The organism is Sorangiineae bacterium MSr11954 (assembly GCA_037157815.1).
Taxonomy (GTDB): Bacteria; Myxococcota_A; Polyangia; order Polyangiales; family Polyangiaceae; genus Pendulispora; species Pendulispora albinea.
In genome coordinates this window covers 9,660,296-9,673,643 of the sequence record CP089984.1, presented here as the reverse complement: position 1 = coordinate 9,673,643, position 13,348 = coordinate 9,660,296, and the positions used below count along the sequence as shown (strand labels likewise).

Annotated in this window: 2 protein-coding genes and 1 pseudogene; all 3 read left to right on the top strand. The window is 71.8% G+C overall.

The window, feature by feature from the left end; genetic code table 11:
- Window position 1 precedes the first annotated feature (1 nt).
- Window positions 2-4,621: a type I polyketide synthase gene (locus LZC94_37720; GenBank protein WXB13565.1), complete on the top strand. Its 4,620-nt coding sequence runs from the start codon at window positions 2-4 to the stop codon at window positions 4,619-4,621.
- Window position 4,622: 1 nt separating this feature from the next.
- Window positions 4,623-11,270: a type I polyketide synthase gene (locus LZC94_37715; GenBank protein WXB13564.1), complete on the top strand. Its 6,648-nt coding sequence runs from the start codon at window positions 4,623-4,625 to the stop codon at window positions 11,268-11,270.
- 15 nt (window positions 11,271-11,285) lie between these two features.
- Window positions 11,286-12,674 (top strand): annotated as a pseudogene (locus tag LZC94_37710) (polyketide synthase).
- Window positions 12,675-13,348 lie beyond the last annotated feature (674 nt).

Here is a 13,348-nt window from a genome sequence, read left to right as displayed (position 1 = left end):
CATGGCAGCCTCGGAGGGGTTGGATGGCATCGCGCTGATCGGCATGGCTTGCCGATTTCCGGGCGCCGGAAATGTCGAGGCGTTCTGGCGCAACCTGGCCGCGGGCGTGGAGTCGATCGCCTTTTACACGCCGGAGGAGCTCGAGGCCTTGGGCGCGGATCCGGATCGCGCAGGCGATCCGGCGTACGTCCGCGCGAGCTCGACGATCGAGGGGACCGATCTCTTCGACGCGGAGTTCTTCGGCTACGCGCCGCGCGAGGCCGCGCTCATGGATCCGCAGCACCGCCTGTTCTTGGAGTGCGCGTGGGAGGCGCTGGAGACGGCGGGCTACAACCCGCGCGCGTACCCCGGGCGCATCGGGCTCTATGCGGGAACGGCGCCGTCGAGCTATCTGGCGTTCGCGCACCTCCTCGGCAATCTGTCCGACGGCGTTCTGCAGAAGTTCATCGCCAACGGGACCGACTTTCTCTCGACCCGTGTATCTTACAAGCTTCATCTTCGCGGCCCGAGCCTGACCCTTCACACCGCGTGCTCGACGTCGCTGGTGGCCATTCACCTGGCTTGCCAGAGCCTTTTGTTGGGCGAGAGCGATATGGCGCTCGCGGGCGGCGTCTCCGTGAAGCTGTCGGAGGTGCCGGGGTATTTCTACCAGGAGGGCGGTATCGCATCGCCGGACGGGCATTGTCGGGCCTTCGACACGAAGGCGCAGGGCACCATTTTGGGCAACGGCCTCGGCGTGGTGGTCCTGAAGCGGCTGGAGGACGCCGTTCGGGATCGCGACGTGGTTCATGCCGTGATCAAGGGCTCCGCGGTGAACAACGACGGCGCGGCCAAGGTCGGCTTTACGGCGCCGAGCGTGGATGGGCAGACCCTGGCGATCGAGGAGGCGCTCGCGATGGCGGGCGTCTCGCCCGCGACCGTGGGCTATGTCGAGGCGCATGGCACGGCCACGGCGTTGGGCGATCCCATCGAGATCGCGGCGTTGACGCAGGCGTTCGAGTCGGCGTCGCTGGAAGACGGGCCGCTGCGCGCGCGGTCGTGCGCGATCGGCTCGGTGAAGACGAACATCGGGCACTTGGACGCGGCGGCGGGGGTCGCGTCCTTCATCAAGGCGGCGCTCGCGCTCGAGCGCGGGGCGATCCCGCCGAGCTTGCACTTCGAGACGCCGAACCCGGAGATCGACTTCGCGCGGGGGCCGTTCTATGTGCCCACCTCGCTCACGCGTTGGGAGCGGGGCGAGGCCCCGAGGCGCGCGGGCGTGTCGGCGTTTGGGTTCGGCGGCACGAACGCCCATGTCGTGCTGGAGGAGGCGCCGGTGCTCCCGGCCGAGGCGCCCGGGCTCGAGCCGCCTTTGCACCTGCTGGTGCTCTCGGCGCGGACCGAGGTCGCGCTCGCGGAGCAGGCTGCGAGGTACGCGGATCACCTGGAGGCGAATCCGTCCTTGTCCATGGCCGACGTGGCGTACACGGCGGCCGTGGGGCGCGAGCACTTTGCGCATCGTCTGGCGCTCACGGCGCGGTCGGTGTCCGAGGCGAGCGCCAAGCTGCGTGCGCTCGACGCTGCGCGCGCGGGCGGGGTGCAGCGCGGGGCGGTGGCGTCGTCGGCGCGGCCGCGGGTGGCGTTCCTTTTCACGGGGCAGGGCTCGCAGTACGTCGGGATGGGGCGGTCGCTTTACGAGACGCAGCCCGCGTTTCGCGCCGTGCTCGATCGATGCGATGCGGTGGCGGAGCGGCTCCTCGGGCGGCGGCTCACGGACGTCCTTTGGCCCGCGAGCACGGAGGACGCAACGCTGCTGGACGAGACGCTGTATGCGCAGCCTGCGCTCTACGCGCTGGAGGTGGCGCTGGCGGCGATGTGGCGATCGTTCGGCGTCGTGCCCGATGTGGTGATGGGCCATAGCGCGGGGGAGCTGGCGGCGGCGCACGTGGCGGGCGTGTTCGAGCTCGAAGCGGGGCTCGAGCTCATGGTGGCGCGGGGGCGGGCGATGCAGGCGCTCACGGGCGGCGCCATGGTGACCGTCGAAGCGCCGGGCGCGCGGGTGGAGGAGGCGATCGGGCGCGACGACGTGGTGATCGCCGCGCTGAATGCGCCCAACGAGACCGTGATTTCGGGCCCGCAGCGGATGGTGGACACGGTGGTGGCGCGGCTCGAGGCGGCGGGTGTGCGAACGCGGCCGCTCGCGGCGCGGGCCTTTCACTCGCCGCTGGTCGATCCCTTGTTGGGGGAGCTCGAGCGGATGGCGCGCTCGGTCTCGTTCGAGGCGCCGAAGGTGACGATGGTCTCGAGCGTCACGGGCCGGCCGTTCGAGCCCGGCGGCTGGTCGCCCGATTATTTCGCGCGGCAGGCGCGCGAGCCGGTTCGTTTTGCGGCCGGCGTGGAGACCTTGCGCGAGGGCGGCGCGGCGATCTTCGTGGAGGTCGGCCCGCAGCCCGCGCTGCTCGCGCTGGGCCGTCAGTGCTGGCCGGAGGGCGGCGTGTGGCTTCCGTCGCTTCGCAAGGGCAAGGACGGGTGGCAAACGGTTTTGGGGAGCCTGGGTGCGCTTTATGTGCGCGGTCACGAGGTCGGCTGGGAGCGCGCCTTCGGCGACGGTCCGCGGCGGCGCGTGGTGCTGCCGACGTATCCGTTCCAGAGGAAGCGTCACTGGCTCGATGGCGCCGAGCGGCACATGCCGTCCTCGCCACGTGCCGAGGTGCCGCGTCAGGATGCGGGGGCGCGGCGCGATGCGGGCGAGGTGTACGAGGTGGCGTGGCGGTCGCGGGGCGATGGGGTCGGCCCGGTCGCGCGTGCGGACGCGCCGCGGACATGGCTGGTGCTCGCCGGGCCGCGAACGCGGGCGTTCGCGGGCGCGCTGGTCGCGGCGTTTGCGGAGCAGGGACAGCGCGCGCGGGTGGCGAGCGACGATGACGTGGAGGCAGGGTTGCGCGGGGACACGGCGCCCGTGCCGTCGCGCGGCGTCGTGAGCCTGTGGGCGCTCGAGGAGGACGACGGCTCGGACCCCGCGCGCGCGCCGATGGCTGCGCGGCGCACGACGGCGCGTGTGCTACGCCTCGTTCAAGGGCTGGTGCGCGCATCGGGGGCGGCTTCGTCGGGGGATGCTCGGCTGTGGCTCGTGACGCGCGGCGCTCGTGCGACGGGGGCGGGCGCGGCGCCTGCGTGGGGGCAAGCGGCGCTCTGGGGGCTCGGTCGGGGGATCGCGCTCGAGCACGCCGAGCTTTGGGGCGGCTTGGTGGATCTGGACGGAACCCCTGCGCAGCCCGAGCACGAGGCCGCCGCGCTGGCGCGTGCTCTCTTGCGTGCGGGGGAGCGCGCGATCGCGATTCGCCATGCAGGTGCGGGCGGGGCGCGGGCCGCGTTCGACGTGCTCGTCCCGAGGCTGGTCCCTGCCCGCGCGCCAAGGACGCTCCCTTGGGGGCCGCGCGCCGGCGCCACGTACCTGGTGACGGGCGGCTTCGGCGCGCTCGGTCTTCGCGTGGCGCGCGCGCTGGTGGCCCGTGGCGCGCGGTACGTGGCGCTCCTGGGGCGCAGCGGTCCAGGCGAGGAAGGGACGCGGGCCGTGCGCGAGCTCGAGGCCTCGGGCGCGCGCGTGCTCGCGTTGCGCGCCGATGTGTCGAAGGCGGCCGACGTGGCGCAGGCGATGGCCGTCCTCGCGCGAGCGATGCCGGAGCTCCGCGGGATCGTGCACACCGCGGGCGTCCTCGAGGACGGCGCGCTCGCCACCCAGGACGAGCGGCGCTTCGAGCGGGTGCTGGCGCCCAAGGTGGAGGGCGCGTGGAACCTGCACCTGGCCACCCAGGCGAGCGCGCTCGATTTCTTCGTGCTCTTTTCGTCGGCGGCGTCGGCGCTCGGCTCGGCCGGGCAGGGGAACTACGCGGCCGCCAACGCGTGCCTCGACGCGCTCGCCGAATTGCGGCGCGCGGGCGGGCAGCCTGCGCTGTCGGTGCAGTGGGGGCCGTGGGGCGATTCGGGCATGACCGCCAAAATGAAGGTACGCGAGCTCCAGCGGTGGAAGACCGGCGGGGTCGGCATCCTCGCGCCGGATCACGCCGTCGATCTCTTGATGCGGCTCCTCCATGGCGAGAGCGAGAGAGCGCCGGTGGTGGGCGTCTTTCCCTTCGAGTGGCCGCGCTTCAAGGCCACCTTCGGCGACGCGGGCGGCCTCCTGGCGGAGCTCGGCGACGCCCCGAATGGCGCGCCCTCGCAGGATCGCGCGCCCGAGCCCCGCTTGCGGGATCGGCTCGACCGGCTTTCGATGGACGAGCGACAGCGCCAGTTGATCGCGCGCTTGCAGGAGAAGGTCGTGAGCATCCTGGGGTTGGACCCGGCCGAGCCGCCCGATCCCGATCAAGGCTTCTTTGCGATGGGCATGGACTCGCTCTTGGCGCTCGATCTCGGCAACTGGCTCCAAGTCGAGCTCCGGCGCAAGCTCTCCGTCGCGTACATTTTCAGCTACCCGAGCTTGTCGGCGCTGTCGTCGCAGCTCCTGAAGGATCTCTACGAGCCCGAGCTCGCACCGAGGACTTCGCCCGCGGCGGACGAGGCCGCGCGGGGCGAGCTCTCCGAGGACGAGCTCGCGTCGATGCTCGACGAGCAGCTGGCCTCCGTCTTGGCCGAGGGGATCTGACATGGATCATCGCGCGCGCCTCTCGAACGCCGTCGTGGCGATTCAAAAGCTCCAGGCCGAGCTCGATCGCGTCCGGCGCAGCCAACGCGAGCCCATCGCGGTCATCGGCATGGGCTGCCGCTTCCCCGGCGCCAGCTCCCCCGAGGCGTTCTGGCGTTTGCTCGCCGAAGGTCGGGACGCGGTGGGCGACGTGCCGCCGGGGCGCTGGGACGTCGGCGCCTATTACGATCCGGATCCGGAGGCGCCGGGCAAGACGTACTCGCGCCGCGGCGGTTACCTCGAGGGCATCGATCGCTTCGATCCGCACTTCTTCGGGATCTCGCCGCGCGAGGCGTCGCGGATGGATCCGCAGCAGCGGCTCTTGCTCGAGGTGGGGTGGGAGGCGCTGGAGCGCGCGGGGGTCGCGCCCGACGCGCTGGCGCAGACCAAGACGGGCGTGTTCGTGGGGATCGGCCTCGACGACTACTCGGAGCTGGAGCTGCGCGCGGGCGACGCGGGGGCGCTCGACGTCTACAGCGGCACGGGCGCGGGCCTTTGCTTTGCCGCGGGCAGGCTCTCGTTCGTGCTCGGGCTGCAAGGGCCGAGCATGACCGTGGACACGGCGTGCTCGTCGTCGCTGGTGGCGCTGCACTTGGCTTGTCAGAGCCTGCGGCGGGGCGAGAGCGCGCTCGCCCTCGCGGCGGGGGTCAACGCCATCGTCTCACCGCTGGTGAACGTCTACCTCGCGCGTGCGCGCGCGCTTTCGCCCGACGGGCGCTGCAAGGCGTTCGACGCATCCGCCGATGGCTATGTGCGCGGCGAGGGGTGCGGGGTGCTGGTGCTGCGCCGGCTCTCGGACGCGCTGGCGGCGGGCGACCCGATCGTGGCCGTGATTCGGGGCTCCGCGGTGAACCACGATGGACCGTCGAGCGGGCTCACCGTCCCCTACGGTCCCGCCCAAAAGGCGCTCTTGCGCGACGCGCTCGCGGACGCCGGGGTGGCCTCGGCGCACGTGGGCTACCTCGAGGCGCACGGCACCGGGACCTCGCTCGGCGATCCCATCGAGGTCGACGCCATCGCGGGGGTGTTTGGCTCGGGGAGGCAGGAACCTCTCTATCTCGGCTCGGTCAAGACCAATGTCGGTCACTTGGAGACGGCCGCGGGGATGGCCGGGATCATCAAGACGATCCTCGCGCTCGGGCATCGGCAGATCCCGCCGCATCTGCACTTCCAAACGCCGAGCCCGCGCATTCCATGGGCGGACATTCCCGTTCGCGTTCCGACCGAGCTCTTGCCTTGGGCCGAGATCGCGGGGACGCGGCTGGCGGGGGTGAGTGCGTTTGGGCTGGCGGGGACCAATGCGCATGTCGTGGTCGAGCAAGCGCCGGGGGCTTCTGCGCCAGGGGCGTTGGCTATGCCAGCGGCGTTGCCGAGTGAACGTCCGTACCATGCGCTCTGTCTCTCGGCGCGCGACGAGGTGGCGCTCGGCGAGCTTGCGGGGCGGCTCGCCGCGCATCTTGCGGGCGACGATGTGTCGTTTGCCGATACGGCGTTTACGTTGAACACGGGGCGCGCGCGGATGGCGCATGGTCTTGCCGTCGTGGCGGGGTCGAAGGAGACGGCGCGCCTCGCGCTCGAAGCGTGGGCGGCGAAGCGGGAGCCACCGCCGGGTGTGGTTACGGGGCCGATCGTGCGGCCGCGCGGGCGCAAACCGCGGGTGGCGTTTCTTTTCACGGGGCAGGGCTCGCAGTACGCGGGCATGGGGCGCGAGCTGTACGAGACGGAGCCAATTTTCCGGCGTGCGCTCGACCGCGTCGCGGGGCTCCTGGGGCCGTTCTTGCCGCGGCCTCTGCTCGAGGTTTTGTACCCCGAGGGGCCTTCGGACGGCGCGCTCGATCAGACGGCGTTCACGCAAGCGGCCATGTTCGCGGTGGGCTGGGCGCTGTGCGAGCTCTGGGCTGCGGCCGGGATCGTGCCCGAGATCGTGATGGGGCACAGCGTGGGCGAGGTGATCGCCGCGTGCGCGGCCGGGTACTTCGGTCTCGAGGAGGGCGCGCGGCTGGTCGGCGAACGTGGCCGGTTGATGCAAGCGCTCCCCGCGGGCGGGGCGATGGCCGCCATCTTCGCCGAGGAGTCGCGGGTCGCGCAGGCCGTGTCGGCGCGCGTGGAAGCCGCGGCGGCGCGCGGGGAGTCGCGGGTCGCGCTGGCGGTGGCCGCCGTCAACGGTCCGCGCGAGATCATCGTCTCGGGTGCGGCCGATGCCGTGCAAGCGGTGGTGGAGGAGCTCCTCACGGAGGGGATCAAGAGCCGCCCGCTGCCCGTGTCGCACGCCTTTCACTCGCCGCTCATGGAGCCGATGCTCGACCCCTTCGAGCAAGCCGTACGCGGGGTGACCTTTGGCCACCCGCGCGCGCGGCTCGTGTCCAATGCGACGGGCGAGCTCGTGGATCCCGCCGTCGTAGGCCGGCCCGAGTACTGGCGCCAACACGCGCGCGAGCCCGTTCGATTCGCCGACGGGGTGCGCGCGCTCGCGGCCGCCGGCATCGACGTTCTCGTGGAGGTGGGGCCGCGGCCGACCCTCCTGGGCCTGGCGCGAAAGTGCTTGCCCGAGGACGCGCCCATGGCGTTCTTACCGTCGCTTCGCGAGAAGCAAAGCGACACCGCGTCGTGGCTGACCAGCCTCGCGACCGTGTCGCTGCGCGGGGCCGACGTCGATTGGGCGGCGCTCGAGCGAGGGCGCGGCCGCCGGCGCGCGGTGCTGCCGACGTATCCGTTTCAGCGCGAGTCGTACTGGGTGGAGAAGAAGCAAAAAGCGGCGCCGCGCCCGTCTGCGCCGGAGCGACGTGAACGCGATGGGCACCCGGTGCTTGGCGTCCGGGTCGAGTCGCCCGCGCTGGTCGATACCGTGTTCGAGTACGAGGTGTCGGCCGCCGCCATGCCGTTCGTCGCGGATCATCGCATCTACGGTGCGGTGGTCGTGCCGGGTGCTTGCCATGTGGCCATGTTCCTGTGCGCAGCGGTGGAGGCCTTGGGACGAGGTCCGTGCTCCATCGACGATGTGACGTTTCCGCACGCCATGACCCTTGGCGAGGGCGAGGTGCGGCGTGCGCAGCTCGTGCTCTCGGCGGAGGCTTCGGGCGAGCTCCTCGCGCGCATTTACAGCCGCGGCGAGGCGGATCGCGCGTGGCGGTTGCATGCCACGGGCCGGATTCGCGCGGGGGCATCGCCGAGCGCGGCGCTCGCGATGGACGCGTTGCCGCCAGGGACGGCGTGGGAACAGGTGGCGAGCGATGCATTTTACCGGTCCACGGCGGAGCGGGGGATCGAGCTCGGGCCTTCGTTTCAATGGTGCCAGGAGATTCGGCGCATCGACGGTGCTGCGCGCTGCGCGCTGGAGGCGCCTTCGCGCGACGTGCGCGGCGCCCCGTATGTCCTGCATCCGACATTGATTGACGCTTGCATTCAGCTCCTGTCGCTGGCGTGGCCCAAGGGCCCCTACGGCGTGTACGTTCCCTTCGGCATCGAGAGCTTCCGCGTCGTCCGAGCCCCGGGCCGAGGGGCGCGCGGGATCGCCCGCGTGCGCGATCCGGGCCGGCTTCAGGCGGGCATGTCGGGGGATCTGCAGCTCCTCGACGAAGACGGCGTGGTCGCCGAGATGATCGGCTTGGCCGCCAAGGGCGCTTCGCGCGAGGCGCTCATGGGGGCGGCGCGCTCCGCGGAGCCCGCGCGCGATTGGCTCTACGCGCTGCAATGGCGTCCATCGCCGCGGGTGGAGAGCGTCGATATACCCCCCGGGGTATGGCTGGTGCTCGCAGACCGCCGCGGCATCGGCGCCGCGCTCGAGGCGGAGCTCACGCGCCGCGGACATCGCGTCCTTTTGCTCCCCGCAACCGGCACGGATCCGCAAACCAGACCCTCGGGGTCGAACGGCGCCCCGCCGCCGTTGGATCCCTTCATCGCGGACTCGGCCCGCGCCGCGAACGGGGCGACGTTCCTCGGGATCGTCCACCTCGGCTCCGTGGACGCTCCGAGCCACGATGGGTTGGATGCCGCCGCGCTCCAAGCCGTGTGCGAGCGAAACCTGGACGGCGCGCTTCGTTTGGCGCAGGCGCTCGCGCGCGCAGGCGAAGGCGTGAACCCGCGCGTCTGGCTGGTGACGCGGGGCGCCCAGCGCGGCGGCTCGGAGGCGGGCCTTTCGCGCCCCACGTTCGACGCCTTGGCGCAGGCGCCGCTCTGGGGGCTCGGGGGCGTCATCATGCTCGAGCACCCCGAGTGGCGCACGTCCCTGGTCGATCTCGATCCGCTGGACGAAGCCGCCATCGCCGCGCGCCGGCTCGCGCTCGAAATGCTCGCCGATGGCCCCGAGGACCGCGTCGCCTTCGCCGCGGGAGAGCGGCGTATCGCTCGGATCGCGCGCTACACTCCCGCGCAGGAGCGACCGCCCGTGCAGCTCCAAATCGGATCGCGCGGCTCGTTCGATCATTTGACCTTGGCGCCGGCCGCACGCAAACGACCGGGCCCTGGTGAGATCGAGCTGCGCGTACGAGCGACCGGCTTGAACTTCCGCGATGTCTTGAGCGCCCTCGGCATGTACCCGGGCGACGCGGGGCTCCCCGGTTGCGAGTGCGCGGGCGAGGTCGTGGCGGTGGGCCACGGCGTGAGCGACGTGCGCGTGGGCGATCCGGTGATGGCCATCGCGAGCGGCAGTTTCGCCACCTATGTCACCGTATGGCGCGGGTACGTCGCGAAGCTGCCCCCCGGCACGAGCTTCGAAGAGGCGGCGACCTTGCCCATCGCGTACCTCACGGCCGACATCGCGCTCCGCCACATCGCCGGGCTCACGAAGGGCGAGCGCGTCTTGATCCATGCGGCGGCCGGCGGCGTGGGGCTCGCGGCGGTGCGCATCGCCCAGCACCTGGGGGCCGAGGTCTTCGGCACCGCGGGATCGCCCGAGAAGCGGCGGTTTCTCGAGTCCATCGACGTACGCGATCCCATGGATTCGCGCTCGCTGGCGTTCGCGGGGCAGATTCGGGAGCGCACGAGCGGCGCGGGGGTCGACGTGGTGCTCAACGCGCTGGCGGGCGAGTTCGTCCCGGCGAGCCTGGGGGTCCTTCGGTCCGGCGGGCGCTTCGTGGAGATCGGAAAGCTCGGCCGGCTCACCCCCGACGACCTTGCCAAGGTGCGATCGGACGTCGTCTACCGCTCCTTTCAGCTCGACGCATGGTCACCCGAGAGCCGCGAGCAAGTCGGCGCACATTTTCGAGAGCTGGTCCCCAGTTTCGAGCGCGGGGTCCTCGCCCCGCTCCCACACCGCGCCTTCTCGCTGCGCGACAACGCGAGCACGGCCTTCCGCTTCATGGCGCAGGCCCGCCACATCGGCAAGGTGGTGCTGGTGCAAGACGGCGCCCGCGGTCCGCGAAAGGAGCTCCGCGACGACGCGACGTACCTCGTCACCGGCGGTCTGGGCGCGCTCGGTCTCGCGCTCGCGCGATGGATGGTCGAGCGCGGCGCGCGGCACCTCGTGCTCGCGTCCCGAAGCGCGCCCGGCCCGGCCGCCCAGGCGACCTTGGACGAGCTGCGAGCATCCGGCGCGACGATTCACGTGGAGCGCGCCGACGTGGCGCACCTCGCGGACGTGGCGCGGCTCTTCGAGGGGCTCGCCCACCCGCTGCGCGGGGTCGTCCATGCGGCCGGTGTGCTCGACGATGGAGTCCTGGTGGCGCAGGATCTCGAGCGCTTCGCGCGCGTGCTCGCGCCGAAGGTCCGAGGTGCGTGGAACTTGCACCTGGCGACCCAAAGTCTGGAGCTCGACTTTTTCGTCATGTACGCGTCGGGCGCATCGCTCTTGGGGTCGGCGGGGCAGAGCAGCTACGCGGCCGCCAACGCATTTCTGGACGCGCTCGCGCATCATCGCCGCGCCGAGGGCCTGCCGGGGCTGAGCATCGACTGGGGACCGTGGGCCGACGCGGGAATGGCTGCGGGCGTGGGCGCGGCGCGCTTCGAGGCGCGCGGCCTCGGACGAATCGGCGTGGCCGAAGGTCACGCCATCCTCGGCGATCTCCTCGCCGAAGACGCCGCACAAATCGGCGTCCTGCCGATTCAATGGGACCGATTCACGATGCTGGGCGCCCGCCCGCTCGTGGCCGATCTCGCGTCGCGTTCATCGCGCGGAGCCCGGGCCGACGGCCGAGCACCGACGGGCGCAGGCGTCGGAGATGCCCGCGAGCTTTGGTCGCCGTCGATCCTCGCGGCGCCATCCGGGCGCCGTCACGCGCTCCTCGGCGAGCGCGTTCGCGCCGAGGTGTCGCGGATCCTCGCGCGCGACAAACCCATCGATGCGCGGCAGCCGCTCGGGGAGATCGGCCTCGATTCGCTCATGGCCGTGGAGCTGCGCAACGCGCTGGGGCGAAGGCTCGGGAAGACGCTCTCGGTCACCTTGCTCTTCGACTATCCGACCATCTCCGAGCTCACGGACCATTTGCTGGCCGGGGTGCTGGAGGGCGAGCCGGCCGTGCGAAACGAGCCCGCCGTGCGAAACGAAAACGGCGTGCGAAACGAGCCCGCCGGGCGAAACGAAAACGGCGTGGCCAACGGGCAGGGCGTGGACGCGCTCACGGATGAAGATGCGGAGAGGCTGCTGCTCGAGGAGCTCGAGGGGCTCCGTTACTGACGATCGAAGGGAATGATGAGCTCAGGAACCGCACCGGAAACGGACCCGCAACGCTCGCCGCTCAAACGCGCCCTCGTCGCCGTGCAAGATCTCAAGGCCCGGCTCCAGGCGGTGGAGCGCGCGCGGACGGAGCCCATCGCCATCGTGGGGCTCGGCTGCCGCTTCCCCGGGGGCGCGGACAATCCCGACGCGTACTGGCGGCTCCTGCGCGAAGGTCGCAGCGCCATCCGCGAGGTCCCCGCGGACCGATGGGACGTCGACGCGTTCTACGATCCCGACCCCAACGCCCCCGGCAAGATCGCGAGCCGCCACGGCGGCTTTCTCGACATGGTCGACCGCTTCGATGCGGGGTTCTTCGGCATCTCCCCGCGCGAGGCGGCCAGCCTGGACCCGCAGCAACGGCTGCTCCTCGAGGTCACCTGGGAGGCGCTCGAGCACGCGGGGATCGCCCCCGATCGTCTGGCGGGCAGCCGCACGGGCGTTTGGGTCGGCATTGCCAGCCAAGACTATCTGCATCTCAGCTACGAGGACGTCGCCCGCATCGATGCCTACGTGGGCACGGGCGGTGCGTCGAGCGTGGCGTCCGGGCGAATCTCGTACACCTTGGGGCTGAAGGGTCCGAGCATCTCGCTCGACACCGCGTGCTCGTCGTCTTTGGTCGCGGTGCACCTGGCCGTGCAGAGCTTGCGCCGCCGCGAGTGCGATATGGCGCTGTCCGCTGGGGTCAACGTCATCGTCTCGCCGGAGCTCTCCGTCAATTTTTCGCGCGCGCACATGCTGGCGCCCGACGGACGCTGCAAGACCTTCGACGCCGCCGCCGATGGCTACGTGCGCGGCGAGGGGTGCGGCGTGGTGGTGCTGCGGCGGCTCTCCGATGCGCTCGCGGCCGGCGAGCGGGTGCTGGCCGTGATTCGAGGATCGGCCGTCAATCAGGACGGTCGATCGAGCGGTCTCACGGCGCCGAACGGACCTTCGCAAGAGGCGGTCGTTCGCGAGGCGTTGCTGGATGGTGGGGTCGCGCCCGGGGCCGTGGGATACGTCGAAGCGCACGGCACGGGGACCGCATTGGGCGATCCCATCGAGGTTCGCGCGCTCGGCGCCGTTCTGAATACGGCTCGCGCCGAGGGGCAGCGATGCTTCATCGGCTCGGTCAAGACGAACATCGGGCACCTGGAAACGGCGGCCGGGATCGCAGGGCTCATCAAGGCGGTGCTCGCGATCGAGCACGGGGCGATCCCGGCCCACCTCGGTTTCGAGACCCCGAGCCCGCACATTCCGTGGGGGGAGCTTCCGGTCGACGTTCCCACCGCGCTTACCCCGTGGCCCGCGGGGGCGCGTGTTGCGGGGGTGAGCTCCTTTGGATTCAGTGGAACCAACGCGCACGTGGTCGTGGCGGAGGCTCCCGGTCGGGAGCTTGCGGTGGCTGGGACCTCTGGGGTGGTGGGCGACATGGCGGCGAGCGGCGTGGTGGCGAGTGTCACATCGGCGAGTGTCGCGGCGGCGAGCGACACAGCGCCGAGTGTCGTGGCGGCGAGCGACACAGCGCCGAGTGTCGTGGCGGCGAGCGGCACAGCGCCGAGTGTCGCGGCGGCGAGCGGGGTGGTGGCGAGTGACGTGGCGGCGGGTGTCGCGGCGGCGAGCTGCGTTGCGGCGGGTGTCGCAGCGACGAACGGCGTGGCGGCGAGTGTCGCGGCGGCGAGCGGAGTGGCGGCGGGTGTCGCGTCGGCGAGCGGAGTGGCGGCGGGTGTCGCGGCGGCGAGTGTCGCGTCGGCGAGCGGAGTGGCGGCGAGTGTCGCAGCGAGCGGCGTGGTGGCGAGCGGAGTGGCGGCGGGTGTCGCGTCGGCGAGCGGAGTGGCGGCGGGTGTCGCGTCAGCGAGCGGAGTGGCGGCGAGTGTCGCAGCGAGCGGCGTGGTGGGGAGTGTCGCGGCGGCGAGCGGCGTGGCGGGGAGTGTCGCGGCGGCGAGCGACGTGGTGGGGAGTGTCGCGTCGACGAGCGGCGTGGTGGCGAGCCTCGCAGGGGAGGATTCGACGGCGCAGGTGTTTCCGCTGTCGGCGCGTTCGGACGAAGAGCTCCGCGA